Annotated in this window: 21 protein-coding genes; 10 read left to right on the forward strand and 11 right to left on the reverse strand. The window is 59.6% G+C overall.

The features are described 5' to 3' along the window. Positions 1–213: 213 nt before the first annotated feature. Positions 214–1,368, reverse strand: a complete 1,155-nt coding sequence (locus ABFX19_RS07525) for a calcium/sodium antiporter (protein WP_346027946.1) — start codon at positions 1,366–1,368, stop codon at positions 214–216. 367 nt (positions 1,369–1,735) lie between these two features. Here ABFX19_RS07525 and ABFX19_RS07530 point away from each other — a divergent pair, with 367 nt between their 5' ends. From ABFX19_RS07530 to ABFX19_RS07545, 4 genes are all read left to right on the forward strand, one after another. Further along, entirely contained in the window at positions 1,736–2,848 is a 1,113-nt protein-coding gene (locus ABFX19_RS07530; protein WP_346027947.1) for a TerC family protein, read from the forward strand. A 494-nt stretch (positions 2,849–3,342) separates the two neighbouring features. After that, on the forward strand, positions 3,343–3,726 hold the full coding sequence (locus ABFX19_RS07535; RefSeq protein WP_346027948.1) for a helix-turn-helix transcriptional regulator: 384 nt from the start codon (positions 3,343–3,345) through the stop codon (positions 3,724–3,726). Next, entirely contained in the window at positions 3,723–3,896 is a 174-nt protein-coding gene (locus tag ABFX19_RS07540) for a hypothetical protein (RefSeq protein WP_346027949.1), read from the forward strand. Before ABFX19_RS07535 ends, ABFX19_RS07540 begins: the two co-directional genes overlap by 4 nt. Before the next feature lie 269 nt (positions 3,897–4,165). Beyond that, positions 4,166–4,591 carry a succinate dehydrogenase hydrophobic membrane anchor subunit gene (locus ABFX19_RS07545; RefSeq protein WP_346027950.1) on the forward strand — a complete coding sequence of 142 codons (426 nt, stop codon included), beginning with the start codon at positions 4,166–4,168 and terminating at the stop codon, positions 4,589–4,591. An 860-nt stretch (positions 4,592–5,451) separates the two neighbouring features. Here ABFX19_RS07545 and ABFX19_RS07555 read toward each other — a convergent pair. Both ABFX19_RS07555 and ABFX19_RS07560 read right to left on the reverse strand, forming a co-directional pair. Then, a complete protein-coding gene (locus tag ABFX19_RS07555) occupies positions 5,452–5,820 on the reverse strand; it encodes a hypothetical protein (protein ID WP_346027951.1) in 369 nt (122 codons plus the stop codon). A gap of 372 nt (positions 5,821–6,192) precedes the next feature. Continuing rightward, on the reverse strand, positions 6,193–6,477 hold the full coding sequence (locus ABFX19_RS07560) for a DUF1540 domain-containing protein (protein WP_346027952.1): 285 nt from the start codon (positions 6,475–6,477) through the stop codon (positions 6,193–6,195). 335 nt (positions 6,478–6,812) lie between these two features. On the opposite strand from ABFX19_RS07560, the gene ABFX19_RS07565 reads away from it, so the two are divergent. Continuing rightward, positions 6,813–7,895: a TerC family protein gene (locus tag ABFX19_RS07565; RefSeq protein ID WP_346027953.1), complete on the forward strand. Its 1,083-nt coding sequence runs from the start codon at positions 6,813–6,815 to the stop codon at positions 7,893–7,895. A 1,040-nt stretch (positions 7,896–8,935) separates the two neighbouring features. Here the strand turns inward: ABFX19_RS07565 and ABFX19_RS07570 are convergent. The 3 genes from ABFX19_RS07570 to ABFX19_RS07580 all read right to left on the reverse strand — a co-directional run bounded on the left by ABFX19_RS07570 (position 8,936) and on the right by ABFX19_RS07580 (position 11,141). After that, a complete protein-coding gene (locus tag ABFX19_RS07570) occupies positions 8,936–9,478 on the reverse strand; it encodes a hypothetical protein (RefSeq protein WP_146070920.1) in 543 nt (180 codons plus the stop codon). A 14-nt stretch (positions 9,479–9,492) separates the two neighbouring features. Then, positions 9,493–9,981, reverse strand: coding sequence for a matrixin family metalloprotease (locus ABFX19_RS07575; protein ID WP_346027954.1), 489 nt, complete (start codon positions 9,979–9,981; stop codon positions 9,493–9,495). 377 nt (positions 9,982–10,358) lie between these two features. Next, entirely contained in the window at positions 10,359–11,141 is a 783-nt protein-coding gene (locus ABFX19_RS07580; protein ID WP_346027955.1) for a hypothetical protein, read from the reverse strand. Between the two features lie 29 nt (positions 11,142–11,170). Between ABFX19_RS07580 and ABFX19_RS07585 the strand changes: the two genes are divergently transcribed. Both ABFX19_RS07585 and ABFX19_RS07590 read left to right on the forward strand, forming a co-directional pair. Then, complete coding sequence (locus ABFX19_RS07585) at positions 11,171–11,863, forward strand: RNA polymerase sigma factor (protein ID WP_346027956.1); 693 nt, start codon at positions 11,171–11,173, stop codon at positions 11,861–11,863. Beyond that, positions 11,860–12,393, forward strand: coding sequence for a hypothetical protein (locus tag ABFX19_RS07590; RefSeq protein ID WP_277359660.1), 534 nt, complete (start codon positions 11,860–11,862; stop codon positions 12,391–12,393). Before ABFX19_RS07585 ends, ABFX19_RS07590 begins: the two co-directional genes overlap by 4 nt. Positions 12,394–12,547: 154 nt before the next feature. Here the strand turns inward: ABFX19_RS07590 and ABFX19_RS07595 are convergent, their stop codons facing one another. The 3 genes from ABFX19_RS07595 to ABFX19_RS07605 form a co-directional block, all read right to left on the reverse strand. Then, complete coding sequence (locus ABFX19_RS07595; protein ID WP_346027957.1) at positions 12,548–13,636, reverse strand: hypothetical protein; 1,089 nt, start codon at positions 13,634–13,636, stop codon at positions 12,548–12,550. Between the two features lie 629 nt (positions 13,637–14,265). Beyond that, positions 14,266–14,586, reverse strand: coding sequence for a helix-turn-helix domain-containing protein (locus ABFX19_RS07600; protein WP_277358996.1), 321 nt, complete (start codon positions 14,584–14,586; stop codon positions 14,266–14,268). A 4-nt stretch (positions 14,587–14,590) separates the two neighbouring features. After that, a complete protein-coding gene (locus ABFX19_RS07605; RefSeq protein ID WP_346027958.1) occupies positions 14,591–15,670 on the reverse strand; it encodes a tyrosine-type recombinase/integrase in 1,080 nt (359 codons plus the stop codon). 416 nt (positions 15,671–16,086) lie between these two features. Between ABFX19_RS07605 and ABFX19_RS07610 the strand changes: the two genes are divergently transcribed. The 3 genes from ABFX19_RS07610 to ABFX19_RS07625 all read left to right on the forward strand — a co-directional run bounded on the left by ABFX19_RS07610 (position 16,087) and on the right by ABFX19_RS07625 (position 17,287). Continuing rightward, on the forward strand, positions 16,087–16,428 hold the full coding sequence (locus ABFX19_RS07610; protein WP_277358999.1) for a hypothetical protein: 342 nt from the start codon (positions 16,087–16,089) through the stop codon (positions 16,426–16,428). Further along, the gene (locus ABFX19_RS07615; RefSeq protein WP_346027959.1) at positions 16,425–16,682 is read left to right on the forward strand and encodes a ParB family protein; all 258 of its coding nucleotides are present in this window, start codon (positions 16,425–16,427) and stop codon (positions 16,680–16,682) included. Before ABFX19_RS07610 ends, ABFX19_RS07615 begins: the two co-directional genes overlap by 4 nt. Before the next feature lie 368 nt (positions 16,683–17,050). Next, entirely contained in the window at positions 17,051–17,287 is a 237-nt protein-coding gene (locus ABFX19_RS07625) for a helix-turn-helix domain-containing protein (protein ID WP_277359001.1), read from the forward strand. Here ABFX19_RS07625 and ABFX19_RS07630 read toward each other — a convergent pair. Together ABFX19_RS07630 and ABFX19_RS07635 are read right to left on the reverse strand one after the other, a co-directional pair. After that, positions 17,284–17,901: a hypothetical protein gene (locus ABFX19_RS07630; RefSeq protein ID WP_277359002.1), complete on the reverse strand. Its 618-nt coding sequence runs from the start codon at positions 17,899–17,901 to the stop codon at positions 17,284–17,286. The genes ABFX19_RS07625 and ABFX19_RS07630 overlap by 4 nt on opposite strands. Continuing rightward, the gene (locus ABFX19_RS07635; RefSeq protein ID WP_346027960.1) at positions 17,898–19,952 is read right to left on the reverse strand and encodes a tyrosine-type recombinase/integrase; all 2,055 of its coding nucleotides are present in this window, start codon (positions 19,950–19,952) and stop codon (positions 17,898–17,900) included. Before ABFX19_RS07635 ends, ABFX19_RS07630 begins: the two co-directional genes overlap by 4 nt. Positions 19,953–19,965: the final 13 nt, after the last annotated feature.

A 19,965-nucleotide genomic window follows, 5' to 3' on the forward strand; every position in this document is an offset into this window, starting at 1 on the left:
TTCGGGTTCTTCGAATCTGCTCGTGCCGAGTCAGTTTCGAGGCTTACCAGATCGACAGTCTACGTACGGGCCGAATCGACCGACAGCCCCTGGTCGGTTCGCCTCCGGGCAGCAACCAGATGAGGCCTGGGGACGATTACACCCAACGGTTCCTATTGCTTGTGCCGGTGATTTGTCCCCTTTGTCGTCCGGGCCCGAACCAAGGGCCCCGGACTAGGGCGAGGTTCGGGTCTGGTCCGGGTTCCGGCGGCCCTTGTGGAGCCCGATTTCGTAGGCTGTGAAGGAGATGAGGGTGGCTGCGATCAATGGTAGTACGAACCAGGCCATGGCTGCGGTGAACCCTTCCAGGGCATCGTGTGCGGTGGCGGTCAGAACGACGTATCCGGTGTAAGCGATGTACAGCCCCACGAACAGGACGCCCTCCCAACGCGCGATCGCGAAGCCGGTGAACGCGACGGGCAGCAGTGCCACCGCGGCTGCCAGCATCACCGGTATATCGAAGGCCACCGCAGCTGCGGATACGGGAATGCCTTCAAGAGAGATCAGTGCGGGCAGACCGAGCACCACCCCAATGTTGAAGATGTTGCTGCCGACCACGTTACCCACGGCCAGATCACGCTCACCGCGACGCACCGCAATGATGGATGTAGCCAGTTCGGGCAGCGACGTTCCGACGGCCACGACAGTCAGACCAACAACGAGACTGCTCACGCCCAGTGTGGCGGCAATGTTCACCGCGCCTTCCACGAGCAGCGTGGCACCGGCCACCAGTAAGGCGATCCCCAGCAGCACGAGCAGGAGCGATTTGCCGAAAGAGTCCGCAGGCGCCGCCTCTTTCTCGCCGGCCGAATCGGCGGTAGCTGAATCGGCGGTGGGCGAACCCCCGGCCGGGTCCGGCGTCGTGGGGATCTTCGCGTCGCGGCGGCCGATGACGACGGTCATTACAGTGTGCACAACCACGACGCAGAAGAGGAGCAACCCATCCACGGCACTGATCCTCCCGTCCAAGGACACGAGGAGCACCCCGACTGACAGGACGACCATCAAGGGCAGGTCAAAGCGCACCAACCGCTGCTTCACGGCAAGCGGAACAACCAGTGCGGAAAGTCCCAGGATGAGCAGGACGTTAACGATGTTGCTGCCGACCACGTTGCCCACAGCAAGCCCCGGTTCGTCGCGCAGGACAGCACCGATGGTCACGGCCAGCTCCGGTGCCGAGGTGGCCGCCGAAACCACGGTGAGCCCGACCACCAGCGAGGAAATCCCCACGCGACGGGCCAGCGCTGAGGCCCCCCGCACCAGGAATTCCCCGCCCAGCACCAGCAACACCAGCCCAGCCACGATCCGTCCCACGTCAAGTGCATCCATGGGAAGGAGTGTACAAAGCACAGCCCAATCCTGCGACCGGTGCCCGCAAACAACTCCACCCCCCCGATGGTAAAAATCACGGTGGGTAGCAACCGGTCAACCCACTGTGGAATCAACTGGACCGGGGGCAGTGCCGGTTGCCGTTGTCGTCTGCTGGGGATAGCTGACTGAACGTTGCAGGGGTATCAGATCGTTGCCCCGTAAGCCGATCCTTGACCCTGATAGGTGAAGCGTGTTTCACTTATTACGTATATGGAGGGGAGTATCCCCTGATTGTCCCGTCGTCACTACGGCCCGCAGCGGTCCGGCGGGCAAGGCCCTTACGGGCTGGGAAAGACCTCCGATCGAATTGATCGGAGGATTTTTAATGGATGTCCCATTCTGGATTTGGGCCGCGGTGCTTGGCTTCATCGTTGTGATGCTTGCCGTTGACCTTTTCGCTCACCGCAAAGCTCATGTCATCGACGTGCGGGAGGCGGCCGTATGGTCCGGCGTGTGGGTGGTCTTCGGTGTCGCATTCGGCGTACTGGTTTGGATGAACTGGGGCGCCGAGTTCGGCCAACAGTATTTCGCCGGGTACCTGATCGAGAAGTCCCTCGCCGTTGACAACGTCTTCGTTTGGGCCATCATCTTCAGCTACTTCGCCGTCCCGCGGGAGTTCCAGCACCGTGTGCTGTTCCTGGGCGTGCTGGGCGCACTCATTTTCCGGGGAATTTTCATTGCCGCGGGCGCCGTGCTGATCCAGAACTTCGCCTGGATTCTGTACATTTTCGCTGCTTTCTTGCTCTACACCGGTTACCGGATGATCCGCCAACGCAACGAACACCTGGACCCCGAGAAATCCGCTGTCCTGCGCCTCTTCCGCAGGTGGATTCCCATGACCGAGTCCTATCACGGACAAAAACTGTTGGTCCGACGTAACGGCGTATTGCTCGCTACCCCACTGTTGGCGGTGCTGGTGTTGATCGAGGTCACCGACGTGGTCTTCGCTGTGGACTCTATCCCCGCGATTTTCGCCGTGACCGATGAAGTGTTCCTCGTCTTCACCGCCAATGCCTTCGCGATCCTGGGCCTACGTGCCATGTACTTCCTGTTAGCAGATCTGATCCATCGCTTCATCTACCTCAAGATCGGACTCGCCCTGGTCCTGATTTGGGTCGGCATCAAAATGCTCCTCAAAATCGACCTTTTCTACATCCCCACCACTATCTCCCTGGCCGTGGTCGCCGCAATCCTCACGGTTTCCATCGTGGCCAGCCTGAGGGCCACGCGCGGTCAAGGCCGTCAAGCTCTCCCTCAGCCCTCCGATCCTCCCTTCCGGGTCGCCACCGAGGGAGAGGACGCCGAGCTGGAACCGGTGTGGAAGCGTCGTCGAACCAAAGCCCATGCCAGCCAGCACGCCGACGCCGGAAACACCGACAAGGAAAACAAGGTCGGAGGCGACCGTGAACCCTCAACTAAGGACGGAGGTAAACGATGACCGCGGTCGTAATCGCTCCGCGTCGCCCCATCGTTGCCATCATTACCCATGAATCGGATGCAACGATCGTGGCGCACACCGCGGTCGGGATAGCTTCAGAACAGGACCGGCCATTACTTCTTTTAGTACCCATCCAACGGCCAGCCTTCACTATCGACCCGTCGATAGTGGCACGAATCAATTACCGGTTGCTCCGCGACGCTGAAACTCTCGCCGCCCAAGCACAGCCAATACTGGAAGCGGCAGGATTCTCCAGTCCTACGCGTGTGGCGTGGCACGGCGCCAGGTCTTTCAGGCGTTCCCGTCCGGCCCGAGCCGCAGCCTTGGCCCGTGCCGCGCGCCGGGCACACGCGGCCGTTGTCGTCACTGGGATCAAACTGCCGACGGCATTGACACGCGGGATGAAGATCCTGTGTCTAACAGATGATGACGCGCACTAACACAGCACGCAGGGCAGAAAAGATCTACCGGCGTCCACGGAAAGGACCTTTCCAATGTCACACACAAGTTCAACGAATCCGGCCGCTGAAAGTCCGGCCCATGAAACAGCCAGCCAAGGCGTTGGACCAGCCCACCGCCCACCCTGGACGTTCCTGACCAATCACGGCCATGTCCTGATCACCGTGGCCAGTAACCCGGACATGCTGGTGCAAGACATCGCCCAAACGGTCGGGATCACCCCGCGCGGGACGCTCCATATACTCGCGGACCTTGAAGAGGGCGGCTATATCCACCGCATCAAGTCAGGCCGGCGGACCCACTACACAGTGGAGAAACACCAACATTTCCTCCACCCCTCCATCGCACACCAAGAGATTGGTGAATTGCTCAACTTCCTCGCCCCTATCGACGGGCACTTTCGAAAGGAATCACCATGAAAACCCGGACCGCAGCGCTCCTAGGCACAGGTCTTCTCCTGACCGGTGCCCTGTTTCTTACCGGTTGCGACGACACACCACTTCCGCAAATGCCAGGCGTGGAAGAACAAGACGGCGCTGATGACCAAGAGGAAAACGGTGAACAGGAGAACGAGCAGGACGATGACTAGCGGCACTAAAGCAGGACTAACAGTTAGTGGCCAGTGAGGGGTTGAAAAACGATATGACGATGGAACACGATGCCGCCAGGTACGCCGGACGAGACAGCCTTGAGCGATGGCATGTTCAATAACGCCTGTCGAGCGCTTCAAGCCTTTCCGTCCTTCATCGTCATCGACGCGAGCTGCCCCTCGGAGCAGCTTGTCGAGGACGTGCTGCAGGAGCTCAGAACATGTGGACTGGGCCTTCAATGACCCGCCCGCAACGAGACCGCGTCAGGATGCCTTTCAGTCCTCCGCGCAGCCGCCTGCAGGCCAGCAGCAACTTCGAAATGCTCGCCTGGCTGTTCATGCGGTGGTCCGGGGTCCTCCTTCTGGTGATGATCTTCATCCACCTGTTCGTGAACCTTGTGCTCGGTGACGGCATCCAGCAGCTCGACTTCGCCTTCGTTGCCGGCAAATGGGCACACCCCTTCTGGCAATGGTTTGATTTGATCATGCTCTGGCTCGCCATGCTTCACGGCACTAACGGTCTCCGCATCATCATCAACGACTACGCCGACACCGCCAGGTCGCGCCTCTGGCTCAAAGCCGTACTGCTTACCTGCTCCATCGTCATCATCGCGCTCGGATCCCTCGTCATCTTCACCTTCGAACCCTGCCCCCTCGGCGCCGATCCAAGCGCGTTGCCTACCTTCTGTCCATGAAAAGGAAGCCACCTGTGACTGTTAGCCAGGGACGGCGGTAAGTTGCACGTCGAGGAGGGCGATGCGGTCTCGCGGGTAAGGGGGCTTCCCCGTGTTGCCTCCTGACCGGTTATTCGGGAGAGGTGAATACTGTCTGAAACGTCGAGAGCATCAATCCTTGGAGTGGGTACCAGCGCAATGGGCCGATCGTCTGCCAGTGCCGGGTCGTCCGAGTGACAGTTGCCCTCGTCCGACGACTACTGGAGACGGCCGTAGGCTTCTGTACGGTTCCCCTCAGCCAAAGGCGCGCTTCCGGTGATCGAAGCGTTCCTGACTCTGCTCCTCGGAATCATCGTTATTTTTGCGATCATTGCCGCTAACGGCCATTTCGTTGCGCAGGATTCGCCTACATGTCGGTCGACCGCGCCAGGCTAAGTGCGCGTGCCGAGGCTGGCGACACGGCGGCACAACGCACTGAAATGACACGCCGACGTTCAGGACGCTGCCGCGCGAACCGGAGACATGCGCGTCCTCGTCCAGAATCCCACCGGGGCTGCTCCCCAAGTCATCCACGTCCGCCACACGCTTCTCGAACCGTCGGACCGGCCCGTCAGCGAACTCGCCCGGGCGGCATTCGTGCTCGACACCAGCACACGGTCTACGAGGCGCTGGCCCGAGTCCACCAGGCAGGCGAGTAACTCGCCGCCGTCATGAGAAACGGCCGCTTCGTCGAGGTGATCACACTCGCCGACGTCCTGCGACGGGTACTTCCATTGGAACTCACCAGGGATAAACGCACCAGCAAGTGAGATCGGCGGAAGCCACCTCCCTCACGGATAGTCACAGCCGTAATCCGACCCCGCCTGCGGCGGAACCGGAGGTCAAGCCTCTGCTGATTTCCTGCGGCGAGCGGCGATGAACGAGCGAATGCCGAGCGCCACATAGATGAGGAGCAGGACGAAAGTAATCGTGCTGGTGATCACCGCAGCAGGACGCTCCGCCTCGCCGGCGAAGAGCGCGCCGAGCTGCAGGACGTTCATCGTGGTGCCGAGGATGCCGAGCACTGCCACAACTAGGGCGATGTGGATGCCGATCTTCTGATTCTTCAGGCCGATGAGGCCGGAGATCAGGATGACACCTCCCAGGATGGCCGGGATCAGCGCCGTCCAGCTGGCGAATGCTGCGGCGATGTAAGCGGTGACGCCGAGGGCGATGAGAATGACGCCGAGTCCAATGGTGATGCGAGGCATGCCGCTCCTTACGCAGATGGTTTCTCTTCTACACAGCGTAGTAGAAATCCGGTCGTGACTGGAACCACCAGACTAAGTCGCGAAAAACCTCCAGTCGGAGCAATAGTCACAGGCGGCTGACCGCAGCCAACAGGCGCATACCAGAACGCATCATGTTATTCCTGTGCCCGGTGAAGCAGTCACGCGGACAAATGCACTCAAGGGGACAGGCGTGGTTAGCCGCCCAATGGACCAGATATGGGTGAAGGGCAGCCACCACTCCAGCAGCCACTGTCAGACCGCGGAATCCCTTCCGTATCACAGCGTGTTGGGCAGCCAGATGAGCAGCAGGACCCTCCAAGCGATGTTATCTATTGTTGTGCAGCTTTTGGCCTATTTTTGTGCGTAAGTGAGGCAGTCGGCGTTGTCCGGGCCCGGTCCGACGTGGACTTCGGCCGCCGTGCACATCAAATGATCGTTGTGGATGCATTCGGCTCGCTGGCATGCCCCGACACCGGCCAGGACCTTGGGCAGGCCGCCGTGTGTGCCGGTGTCGATAAAGGTGGAGCAGGAGGCGTGGTCTTGTGTGCCACCGACGGTAATTGCGGCGGCATTGCAGGCAGAGTGATCATTGAACGAACAGTTGGTTACGCTGCAGTCGGCTACGTGCGTTGTCATCGGGGGTCCTCCGTACTTCGGTCGCCCGGGCCGGGCGGCTCCAACACCTACGGTAGGCCAGTCCAACCTCATCAAAAAGACCCAACTATTTGATCTAATTTCTCGCCGTCCGTGGGTTCCACGGTGGTCAAACATCGCACGGTCATTGGCATGATCGTGTCGGTTAGGACGGTTTTGGTGGGTTAGGATTACTTCATCAAGGGGAGTACTCCCGTCTGTGATCGGCCCGTCATTACGGATGCACTGAAGCATCTCGGGTCGTCGGTTCCGGTGTCGTCCGGGCGGAGGAGACCTTGGCGTATCTGTTCAACGCCTACCCCTTGGGAGCACCCCTTATGCAGGTCACACCTATGATCTGGTTCATCACGATCGCTGTGACGATCCTGTTCTTCGTCTACGAGTTCTTCGCCCACGTGCGTAAACCCCACGAGCCGTCCATTGGGGAATCGGCGCGCTGGTCGGCGTTCTACATCGGACTCGCGCTGCTGTTCGGTGTGGGGATCGGCATGGTGTCGGGCTGGAAGTTCGGCGGCGAGTACTTCGCCGGCTACCTCACCGAGAAGGCACTGTCGATCGATAATCTGTTCGTCTTCCTTATTGTGATGGCCGGGTTTGCGGTTCCGAAGAAGTACCAGCAGAAGGTGCTGATGATCGGGATCATCATCGCCCTGATCCTGCGCGGTGGGTTCATCGCCATCGGAGCGGCCCTGATCGAGAACTTCTCCTGGGTCTTCTATATCTTCGGTGCCCTGCTCCTCGTCCTGGCCTACAAGCAAGCGTTCGGCAGCCACGAGTCCAACCCGGCGGACGGTAAGTTCATGACACTCGTGCGCCGGGTCCTGCCCGTCACTAATGAGTACCACGAGGACAAGCTCACCGTGATGCAGGGCGGGAAGCGTTTCGTCACGCCGATGCTGCTCACAATCATCGCGATCGGCTTCGTGGACCTCATCTTCGCTGTCGATTCGATCCCGGCGATCTACGGGCTGACCAACGAGGCGTACATCGTCTTCACCGCCAATGCGTTCGCGTTGATGGGTCTGCGCCAGTTGTTCTTCCTCATTGGAGGACTGCTTGAGCGTCTGGTCTACCTAGCCCAGGGGTTGGCCGTCATCCTCGGCTTCATCGGTGTGAAACTGGTTTTCCACGCCCTGCACGTCAACGAGCTCTCCTTCATCAACGGCGGGGAACCGCTGCTCTGGGTGCCCGAGGTCCCCATCTGGCTCTCGCTGCTCTTTATCGCCGCCACCATCGTCGTCGCAACTGTGGCGAGTCTGCTCAAGACCCGCGGCGACGCGAAGAAGAACGCCCGCGGATTGGTTCACGGCGAACCGGTGATCACCGCCGATGCACACGACCGGGTCGAGGATCCCGAGGCCGACGAGAAGGCGACGTCCACTGCAGACATATCCAAATAGCTCCTCACCGGCAACTGTGAAAAGGGGGAGCCGGCCGTGCTGTAGGACCGCTACCCGCTACCCGCGTCCCCGGTCACGAGACAACGCCTGAACGGTTCTCGTGACCGGGGTCTCCCGTATGCTTGCGGCCCCCACATCGTTGCCAACCATTCCGTGTCCACCGGCAGGACGACGTATGGGCCGTTATCGGCGTTTCGTCGGATGCGGGGGATAACTCGGTCGAATGTACAGGGTCCATGTCGTTGACTCCCGTACAGGTTTTGCTGAAAGCTTCAGGGCATGACGACGAGTGAAGAAGAACCCGACTGGATGGCCAGAATGCGTGAGGCTTCGAAGCAGCGACCGCGGACACAGTTTCGGAAAATTGCCTGGTCAGACCTCCAGAAGCTCTTGCGTGAACGCGACATGCTGTGGCATGAAGCATCCCAGGAGTCACGTGCGAGGGTCGACGGTTTGCGTCAGACGGATTCCGGCAAGCCAGCCGGCTAGCTTTGCGGCAACGCGAGAGGTAGGCGCCATTGCGCCGTTGCGGAGCGGAAACTACTTTCAGTACGAATAACGATGAGAAATGACAATGGCTACCTACGCCCTGTACACCAAGCCAAACTGCCCCCTCTGCGTTTGAGGCCGAAGGCTACTTCGAACGAAAAGGCGTCGGTTTCCGCGAAGTCGAAATCACCAAAGTCCCGCAGCATTCGCGTACATCACCGTCCCCCGTGGGTTCGAGAAAACTGAAGCCTCGATAGGTGGGAACTCAAGTTAGGGGGTCTGAGGTGCTGGTCGAGTACCCGTGAGTTGGCCTTCGGTTTGGTTGTCGGGAGGTCAGGTGGCTGTGACAGGTTTAGTTGGCCCCGGTAGGACGGCTATTTCTGGCCCCACTTCATGACTCGCCGGGTTGTTGTGACGGTTATGCGTGGCCCCAGCGCCACCGTTGGACGCAGTCAAGGAGTAGTGACTTTATGGGGCAGATTGGAAAAAGCAGCAAAAGGGGGACGTTACCTCTACACGGTGATAACGTCCCCCTCTATTGCGCGTCGGCCTTATTCGGTGCTGAGTCTTTCGGTTTCGGCGATAACCGCAGAGACATCCTTGAATGTACCGATGTCGGTCAGTGTGGATGCTGGCAGAGGTAGTGCTTTGCCTTCGGCAATGGTCATTCGTCCAGTTGGGCCGCTCAGGGTTACATAGCCGGCCGGAACTTTCTGGAGATAGAAGATACCGCGCTCTCCTACCTCTAATAGCGGGTTGTCCTCATCCAGGAAGGCTACGCCGTCGAGGGTGCCCCCAGTTTGGTGGATGGTGACTTGGTTATCTTCCGCGCCGCCCTTCACCCATTCCTCAACCTCCACCAGAGCATTGGTAAATGGAAGTCCGTCCACAGGTGGAGCATCGACGGATGCGGTCACCGTTCCCACGACCACTGCATCGGCGGCCTTAGTCAGACCAGGAACAGTCGTGAACAGTTCTGCGTAGCTTGGGGTAAGGCTCATTACCTTGTTCGCTTCGCTACTCTGTCCGGTGCCACACCCTGTCAGCATCAATCCTGCGACCAGCAGTATGCCACCTATTTTTGTCTTGTTCATCGTCCTTATCCCCCTCAGTAGAGCCTGTTAATTCCGGTGATCTCGTCGTTGGTGGGGTAGTAGATCCCTCCACGGAGTGGCGTATTTCCGGCCATAAGCGTCTGGTAGTTCACATCAGCCAGCCCGATGGTGTGGCCGATCTCGTGTGCGGCGACTCCCCGGGTCTTGATGTTCGTGTACCCATTCGTGTACCTGGTGTTCAGGTATGCATTAGCTGGTGATAGGAAGACGCCGCCGGACCTGGATGTGTAAGCGATGCCGTCCCAGGTGACGTTGGCATTGTAGGTTTCATTCAAGGTGATGTTGCTTCCTGGGGAACCCGCATACAGGTTTACATCGGTCGCTTGGGACCAGTTATCTCGAGCAGCGGTCCACGCTGACGCGCTTTTCGACGACATGGGGTACATGTAGACAGTGATGTTTGCAGACCCCCATTTTCCTCCGTTGTAAACGTACGCATTAGCACCAGACGCGGAGAACAGAATCATGAGCGTGGCAATCATCGTGATCACCGTAGCTTTAAGAGACTTTTGAGCTTTTAACACAGATCCCCCTTATTCACAAAAGTAGTAAGTGAGTTGAACGTAAGGTTCTCCGGCTACAACCGCAAGGGTGCGGCAGTCGCGATGGCCAAATCGTTACACGTGACACGCTGAAACCCTCGGTATGCATCCCAGCCCGCTGCATCGACAGAGTTCGGCCGCTTCACAGTGGTCGCTGCCGTCCGCGAAACAGTAGACCAAGGTGGGGCCAGAAATAACCGTCCTACCGGGGCCAGTTTTACTTGACACACTCAGGTAAGGGTGAAGAGAGGAGGACTCACCGTTACCGGTGAGTCCTCCTCGCGAGCATCGGAGTGCTGTCCGAGAACCGGGTTGAGCTACTTGGTCGATACTCCGGGATGGTGAGTGAAGGTCCCGATCTTGGTTGAACCGTCGCTCAGATAGACCGGGATGACGGTCGGTTTGCCACGCTTGGAAGCTTGCCATGCACCTACTTCCTCTGGCGTTTTCAAATCCGTTCCTTCGTCCAGCGCGGACTTGTAGGCGTATCCGACTTTGCCGTTGTTGGCAATGACTTCGATCAGTTGCGGTTCCGCTGCGGGTGAGGCAGCGCCTACAGCGGATCCATAAGTGAGACCGCGTTCATTGGTTTCAAATTGGTCTGGTGCTCCTGAGGTTTTCAAAGCGGCGAAGGAGGGATCATCCAGGAGTGGGCTCTGCACTCCCGTGAAGCTGTTATAGCCGCCACCGTTGTAGACGCGGAAACTAGCCCATCCGTATGCGTTTCCCGTCGCGCAGCCTCCGTAGGAGGTAGTAGCAACTTGAGTGACTCTTGCGAAACCGTTATAGATGATGCCGGATTGTTTGCACATTGCCGTGCCGTAGTACAAACGAGCATTTGCGCCAAGCCAGTTGATCGGCGAGGTAGAGAAATTCGACCGTCTTACTTCCGCATACGCCGTGTGGGCACCAGAATCGACAGAAATGCCGGAGCGGTGAGCGTATTGGACGCTCCCTGCGTTGTAGAGGTACCAGAGTGAGTACTGTGGCGCTGCTTGCGCCGCACCTACCGGCACTAGTAGTACCAGGCTTACTAGGAAGGCGAGAAGGGCCGCGGCTGAGGCACGACGACGTACGGTGATTTGCAATTTGTCCCCCATATGTAGTAAACGATGCACCAAGTAAATTGGTGTCTCCTGTCAAGGGTTCTCAACGCCCCGTCAGTTCTGCAAGGAAAATTGTTGTTGCTGTTGTGGAACCAAGTGTGGGTAAGCGGACACTGTTAGGTATGGAACCAGAACAGCACCAGCTCAGTGATGCCGAGCTTCTGGAAAGCGCCATTGCGGGCAACAGCGAGTCATTCGGTTTGATCTTCGACAGACATCACCGACGCGTCTTAATGCAAGCCAGACGCCATGTTGGATCAGCAGTCGAGGCGGAAGACATCACTGCGATGGTGTTCCTTGAGGCCTGGCGCCTGAAGTCCCGAATACGGATCGTCAATAATTCCGTTGTCGCGTGGTTATTGGTGACCACCAACAACATCGCGCGAAACGCCTCCCGGGCGAACCGGCGGTACGGAGCATTTCTCGCCAAGCTACCCGATGCGTTTACTGGAGAGCTGGTTGACCCTACTTTGGGGGAGGTTCAGCTTCGACAGGACAGGGAAGAGCTTCGCGCGGCGTTTGCACTGCTGGATCGCAAGGATCAGGACGTTCTCACCCTGTGCGTGCTCGAGCAACTGACCACCAACCAAGCCGCGCAGGTCCTACGAGTTCCGATAGGCACCGTGAAGTCGCGGCTGTCCCGGGCGAAGAGAAAACTGGCTGACCTAGTTCCCCATCTTCGCATGCATATAGCTTTGATCGAGGAGGCACAATGAACACGCGGACTGACTTTGACCCGGCCAGGCTCCAGGCAATGCGCCACATGCTCGTCGAACATGCGGGCGGAAGCGACGCAGGCGCTGCCAACTCAGAGCTTAAATCCATTTCAACCCGCGGCAAGGTGTTGCTTGCCGGCACAATCATGACTGGATCCCTCGCCGTAGGAGGCGGGGCTCTGGCCATCTCCGGCACTGGCTGGTTCGACATCCCTTGCGAAGAAGCCGTTGACGGGCAGTGTTATCCAGTTCTCCCTCAAACACCCGACTGGCCCGAGAATGAATTCGGTCAAACGTATGGGATGCAAGTGGGCGAGGAGTATCCCGACTTAGTCAGGGTCATCGCTACGAACGGCAAGATGGGCTACATATATGCGGAGGAGCTTCAGCCCGTCGAACTTTCCTCTCCTGAGGACGTTGCTGCCTGGAAGGAGTCCGTCGCTGGAACCGTCGAAGTCGCCACCGTCTATCAGAACGACGGTAAGACTGTCATCGGCGAATTCATCACAGGAGACTGGCGAAACCTGTAACGCTACGTAGTAGCTATGTGGGACCGACTTCCCGGTCGGCGGGGACTGCCCACGAGCTTCCCATTCTCGGTTCTGGCGATTCGGTGGGCGTCCGCCAACTAGGGACTCCGGACAGACTCACGCAAGGCCCCGCTGGGTGATGAACGGACGCGATCTAACCTCTTTGGAGACCGGAGTGGGGGAGGACGGTCGAATAGCGGCTCGCTCCGGCGATACTTAGACCGAACATGTCGCAGATACGGCGGAGGTCGCCGCCGCTGGCATGTAGCTCATTTAGGATTCGGTCTTCGCGGGCTCGTTGAGCGGTCATCCCCATCGAGGTGGTAATCCATTGGACGCCGACTGGAGCGCTGTCGAGGGCGGTGCGCCTGCTGATGAAGATGTGTGGATTTCTCGTTGAGGGCCACCGCTGTTCGCGGTAGGCCAGCCAGAGGAAAAGTCGGTCCTGGACAGGCTGTGCCAGCGGAATGGTGCGCTTGCCTAAATGGAGGCGCCCATCATGGATATCGGTCAACTGCAGCGTGCGCAGTTGACCGGATCTAAGACCGTGAAAAGCGACTATCGCTGTGAGGGCTGCCCGTGCCGGGTCTACGGAGTTGATTGCGTCGCGCAGTGCAGCTGAGGCCAGAGGCATCGGAAGAAGAGTTTCATGGGTGCCGGTTCGAATGCGGTCGATCGGGTTGAGGAACAGGAGGCGGTGACCCTTGAGCACACGGAACAGGCAGCGTAATCCTTGTCCCATCCGGGCGCGAGGGTTGCCTGCTTCTGGAAGGACGTCTCTGACTTCCTCGGGTGTGATCTCCCGAAGCGAAGTCCGTCCGGCGGCGGCCCAAGTTTGCAGGGCAGGCAGAGACCAGCGCAGGTATAGGCGCGTTGTTGTTTCTGAGCGGGGCTTGCTGCGGGGCGGGGTGTTGCTGCCTTTGAGCATGATGGTGTACCAGCGCTCGAGCTCGGTCCTTATCTGTTTTGGCAGTTCAGACACGGTGGTCTCAAACCATCTGTCTACGGCGGATTCTCTGTCGTCGTCGAGCAGGCCTGCTGCTGCGCAGACTTCCTGCAGCCGAAGGGACGTGATTCCAATACTTTGCAGGTTCACGAGGTCAGTGGCGAGTAGCGGGGCGCCGGGAGTGTCCTGCAGGCCAAGCGCGATGGCCAGTCCGCGACGTGTCCTTTTCGTGGTTGTGAGACTCCACCCGTGGTCGCGGGCGTGTTCGATCAGGAATTGATTCAGGAATGCAGCCATTTTCGGTTCAGCAGGTGCCGGGAACCCATGGATGGCTCCGTTGGCAAGGTTGCGAAATGCCGGGAACAGGGTGAGTTGGCGGTGGTCGAACGCTTCGAAGGTTGGTGCTGGGCTTGTGATGGGGGGCTTTGTGCGCTTCCGTCGGGTGCCGCGGTGCTGCCCCACTCTGGCATGTCGGAGATTCGCTAGGAACAGTTGCTGTCCGAACCGGTTGGCCTCTACCAAGCTGATCCCGCTTTTCCTACCTCCACTGGTAACGAATTGGCTCCGGCAGAGCCGACATGCCTGGTCGTCGTTGACGGCGACGTCCGCAGAGCAGATTCTGCAGCGCCCTTGGGGGTGCTTCTTTCGCCAGTGTCGGCACGCGTCGCAAAGCCATTGGTGGGTGCGTATCACGCCCCAAGCGTGGCAGTCCCTGCATGCAGCCACTGGTTGGGGTGCGCTGCGATGGCATCGGTCGCATAGGCCGGCGGAGTAGTAGCCGTCGGTGCGTCCGCAGCGCCGGCACGGAGGCGGGACGTAGGGGCCGCCGGGCATGCAGTCGTAGCAGAACTTCGTGCGCCGGGGTGCGCTCCATGCGACCGGCCGCTGGGCGCAGATCGTGCAGTTCGGTGGTGGATTGGATCCCCTCATGCGGGAGGAGTGGTTCGGTTGCGGCCGAGCCGGGGAACCATGGAAGGCACGGACCCGCCTGATGAAACTTGCGCCTTTTGCGGGCGTGCCGCGGCGATCTTCTCCGGCTCACGGATCAGCAGTTCCGTGGGCGAGCAGTTGAGTACGAAGCAGATGATGTCGAGGTCTTCGAGGCGGATGGTGGTCGGGGTCCCCGTCCAGAGACCGGACATTTTGCCAGCACTGATCTCCAGGCCGGCATCAGCGAGTTGGCGGCGCAGTTCGGTCGATTTCCAGATTCCGCGCTCGGCGGCGACCATCCGTAGATTCCAACGCATCGTGTCACTCTCCTGTCAGCCGGGCGGCCACTCGTTCGTTAGCGACCGCCCATGCGTGGTTAACGTGGTTCTCGTGGACATGGATATAGCGGGTTGTGGTCGACAGCCATTCGTGTCCGAGTAAACCCTGCACTGCTTTCAGGTCCAGGCCACGAGCGTAGAGGGACGATGCGCAGTAGTGGCGTAAGCCGTGTGGGCTCAGTCGCCCTTTCCAACCTGGCAGCCAACGTTCCACAGCCCCTGCCAGGCCGGCGCGCAGAGCATCATCGCCGGCCCGAGCACAGCCCCCTGTGTGCTGGTCGTGCCGCTCGCTGGGAAGCAGCGGGGCGTCAGGGTTCCGGTAGTCATCGCCGAATTGGTGACGCACGTCGGTGAACCACCAATCCAGCAGTGCATCGACGGAATTGATCGCGGGGACAAGCCTCGGTTTCGGGCCGCGGCCGCGGCTGCCCTTCCCGTAACGGATGTGGAGCTTGCCGTGGTCGCCGAGGTCCGGGCGCCAGTCCTTGACGTCGAGCATCACGGTCTCGTTGATCCGCAGTCCTGCCCGGCGCCAGAGGGACGCGGCGAGATAGTCACGTGCAGCGGGGAGGTACTTGCGTGCGGTGGGTAACGCATCACGCCACTGCCCGAAGAGAGCCTCAACTTCAGGGTCACTGGGCGGAACCCGAACGGCCGGTGAGGAGGAACTTGAAGGGCGGTTGAACTCGTCGATCGGCTGCGTGAGTGCATAACCGGTAAGGGCATGGAAATCCCCTTGGTATCTGGCGATTAGGAAGTCGAAGAAACGGGCAAGGGTTCCTGCTTTACTTTCCCGTGTGCTCCGAGTGTTTCGTCGCTCTTGCCGCAGATAAGTCAGGAATCGATCGGCATCGGACGGCGAGGCCGTCCAGACCGGCTGCCCCAAGAAACGGGTGAACTCGAAAATCACCGACCGTTCTGTTCGCACGAACTGATCAGTAAGCCCCGCACCTACCTGGGCCAGCGCGAACTGATCCACCAGCTCCTGCTCAAAATCCTCCTCGTCCTGTAAAGATTGCAGTGCCCGACTGAAACCGATGGAGCGGACGGTAGCAAGCGCCATCACGCACACCTGGGTTCGGTAATATTTAGCACTGATCATGAATATCACAAAGACTTCAGGAATCATGAAACTACGTCACAAATCGTTCCACCCATCAAAACCCGGACCTTCGCCAGATCCCGCGCGGAATGGAGGCCAGCTGCTCATGGATGAACCTGCGGGATTCCAAACAGCCAAAATCAACCGCACACAACGCAACAACGACCAGGGCGGGGGAGCGCCACGCAACCAAGGCGCACAACCCGACCCATGGGTCGCACCAGCCGGCGCCACCAGCAGCAGCGGATGGGGTAACGCACCCGAAGCAATCGACCCGCCCTTCTAAAACCGTTTCTGCCCAACGCTGGGGAGTGTCGGCGGCAGTGCAGCGTTACGCTGGTCGCCGGCACTCTAGCCGCAAGTGTAAGGATCACATGATGAGGGATACGCCCTACGCAGGCCCCAATGACACCAATGACTTCGACGAGCTCAGTCCGGACGAGGCCGCGAAGCTGCTCAACTCTTACCGGCTGCTGGGGGATTGCTTCGAGCTCTCCGATGATGCGGACATGATGGGCCGCGGATGGCTCATCGAGGACTGGCGGAGCCTGTTGGAGGGGCACCAGGAAAAACATGAACGGGCCGAACGGGAACTAAAGGCAGCGGTGAAACTCGCGCTCAATGAAGGAGGCGACTGGCATGAGATCGGGGAAGCTTTGAACCTCACGGCCAGCGAAGCCCGAGCCAGGTTTGAAGATCCCGCACAGAAGGATCAATGAGTAAGCGGAAGCAGGCCTCCTTCACCCCGTACTTCACCCAGGAAGACGCGGGCAGGGTCCGTGCCGCGTTCCTCGCTGCAGGGACAGGTGAAGGGTATGCGTCCGTGTCAGACTTAATCGAGAAAGCGGTCCTGAAAGAAGTTCGCCGGCTGCAGCGCAAGTACAACGGCGGTAAAGCCTGGGAACCGGTGCCGCCAGGTGCGCTCCGTACGGGCAGGCGGAACCTCGCCGAGGAGAGGCACCGGACTGAATAGGTTTCCTTTTCGCAGGGAAAACAAGAAAGAAACGGGGTCGGGAGCTGTGTGGTGCAGCCCCGGCCCCACCTTCATTGACGAGGACAACCATTGACTGAACACCAGGAAAGCCCACGTTTCCTCACCATCAAGGACGTCGCCGTGGAGCTCGCTACGAGTGAGTCCCAAGTGCGGGCGCTACTCAGCTGTGGGGACCTGCCGGCTATTCAGATTGGCGGCCGCGGTTATCTTAAGTTTCGCCCCGTGCCTGCCGAGTGATTGCGCTTCTGACCTGTGTAAATGGTTCGTAGTCGGTCGTTTGGTGATGTTGAGTATCGTGGGTTTCGATAGGGCCGTGTTGAGCATGTTTGTGACGAGGGAGGGGCACGGTGGCGGAGAAGCGCTTCCTGACTCTGGCTGATGTTGGAGAAGTTCTGAACATCTCTTCTTCTCAGACTTATGCGATCGTTCGTTCTGGTGAACTGCCGGCGATTCAGGTGGGTGGCCGGGGTCAGTGGAGAGTCGAGGCTTCCAAGCTTGAGGAGTATATTTCGGATGCCTATGAGCGCACCGCTGCCTCGATCAAGGAGATGAACTTACAGGAAGCCGAGGAGACTAACTCCTAGACGGTTGACCTGAAAGATACGACAGATCCCCGTTGAGAGTTTTCCTTCACGAGCATCTGGTTGATTCTTCTGGCCGCCCGCAGCTCATCCTGAGCGTCTTCCAGATCGTCCCGCAAGAGACTATTGCGAGATTGGGAATCTTCAAGGTCCAGGCGGGCCCGTTCGAGGGACCGTTCAAGTAGCCCGATCCGGGTTTTGAGTTCACCTGTGGTTTCAAGTTCGAGCTGTGCACCGAGCTTGGTTTTCAGCGCTTTCTTCAGCTGGTCCCTTTCTGCGGTGGCTTTTGTGAGCCTGCCGTTGAGCAAGCTCATTTCATTGTGCAGGCCGTTGATGGTGGGCGCGGGTTTTCTCGCGGTGTCCTCTTTCGCGTGATTTTGGGCGGCAGCGCTGCGTACGGCGTCGAGGAGGTCGGGGACGTTATAGATCAACCAGGTGCTTACTCCAGCAGACCGGGCTATGCCCGCGGCCGTGATCGATTTTCCTGCTTGTGTGTGCGCTGCTATTGCCTTGAGCACTGCTTCACGCCGTCGTTGGTTGTCGGCTCTTTTGGCCGCGATGAGCCGTGCTGTACGTAGTGCAGACTTGCTCGATGTCTCGTTGTTGTGAGTTTTCATGCTTCTTTGGGCGTTAGTGGCAGGAGCTTCAGGGGGACGGCGGTAAGCGGGTCCTGGGCCGGGGCGGTGGAGAGAGCCTGTAGGAGTTCTGTCGCCCGGTCGATTTCGTTTTGCTCTGCTGGGGAGAGTCTGGTCTTGGTATCGGCGAGCAGCCGTCTGATTTTGCGGTAGGAGCTTATCTCGGCGGTAAGGCTCTCCAATACCCAGGTATCGGCGATGGGTCGGGCGAGTTCCAGGTCGGTTGTGAGCGCGACGATGTGAGCGTCGATCAAGGGCAGGTGGGATACGTTGGCGCGGAAGTAGGTGCATCCACCGCATTTACTGCGTGCCGGGCACGCCTGTCCGCCTGCTTTGACATTGGTCGGCTCGGTGCAGAGCCCCAGCGGTGTGGCTACCGATCCGCGAGCGTATGCGGGATAGCTGTGCGGGGGTTGGGCTGCGCCGTGGCGGTCGATGGTGGTGCGGTCGACGATGCGGATGGCGTCGGCTTTGCGTTGCCGGTTGATGCGGATGTATCCGGCGGAGGTTTCGAATCTTTTATGGTTCATTAGTTCCTGGATAACGTCCGGAGCGGTGTTGTTGTCGGAGAGCCTCTGGGCATAGGTGTGCCGCCATGAGTAGAGGCGCAGGCGGGAACGGTCGAAGGTTTCGGCAGCCCCGCCTGGGCCCTGGATGTGGTCGGGCAGGTTCTTGATGCGCTCGATCCACCGCCAATAGACGGTGTGGTACCCGCTGATCGTGATGGGTTTGCGTGCTGCTGGCCCGAATCCTGAGAGCGAAGGGAACAACAGGTCAGTTGCCCGTGGTTCTATGTCCGTGACTGCGTTGAGACGGTCAAGCCAGGCTGTGATGATGTTTGCCGTGGAGTGATGGATGGGTAGTTCCAGGCCGATGTCGCCGGTCTTCGGGGCGTCGTAGCGGATAAAAGGGCGCGCGTCATCGTAGTGCTGCAGTGCGTCGCGTTTGAGGCCGAGGATCTCAGAGGGACGCCGGCCCAGGTCGCGCAGCAGCTGATAAATGGTTTGATGCATGTGGTTATAAAGGTCGGCTGGACGACCATTGGTGTAAGGGTGATCTTCGGCGACGGTGAACAGGTGCAGGTTCTCGTCCAGCACCTTGATGACCTCGTCGGGAATGGATTTGTTGACGGTGCTGCGCTTCCGGCCGCTGGGGAGGGTATCGGTGGCGAGAAACCGGAACGCGGGGGCCAAGCACTGAAGGGCGTCCAGCTCTCGTCCTTCGTGCAGGAGCCGACGGAACCGGTGGAAATGTTCGTATCTGTATCGCTCGGGGCGAGGTGCCCCATCGTGGGTAGTTAGCGTCGAATAGGCTTGGAACACCGCTTTCGCGTCAGCCCTTCCCAACCGATCCGGGGTGGTTCCATAGGGGCGGCGCAGCAGTGCGTCCGAGGCGATGCTGCACGACCGGATCAGCTCGCGGATTGTATCGGCGGGGAGTTCGAAGACGGCGGCGTATTCCTTCACCGCTTCACGGAGCCATTGGATTCGGACGGGGCGGAAATCCAGGGTGCCTTTCGAGCAGATGGTGTCGCTGCCGGATTGTGTGCGAAGCATCAGGACCGCGGCGTCCCAGATGTCGTCCTTCCTCGCATCGGTGCCTGTGTGCTGGTACCGCCAGCGGGCCGACCACATCCGTGCGTAGTTCGTGAAACCCTTCTGCAACCGCTGATCCGTCGAGCTCGACAGCATGATCTGGTGAAGCTTCTCCATCGTTCGCGCCCCATGCTCCAAGGCGATGGTGATGCAGCGCCGAAGCACCCAGGGATCCAGCCGGTAGCCCTCCTGGTCACGCTGTTGCAGAGTCAGGAGGAACTCATGCCGAAGAATTGGTGGAAGATCGACCAGTGAGAATTCGGTGGTGGACCACTGCCGGCCGATGGGACGCGGGACGGCGATGAATTCCTCCAGAGAGATGCCTTGGCTTTTGAGCCGTTTCCATTGGAAACGGTGGCCGAGACACAGTGCCTTCTCAAAGCGCCATTCCTCGGTCCGGCATTCCGGCACCGCGCACTGCTGGCCACGTGGGAACACGCCCCGGGCTGTC

Origin of the sequence: Arthrobacter parietis, assembly GCF_039530425.1 — a bacterium.
GTDB classification, from domain to species: Bacteria; Actinomycetota; Actinomycetes; order Actinomycetales; family Micrococcaceae; genus Arthrobacter_D; species Arthrobacter_D parietis.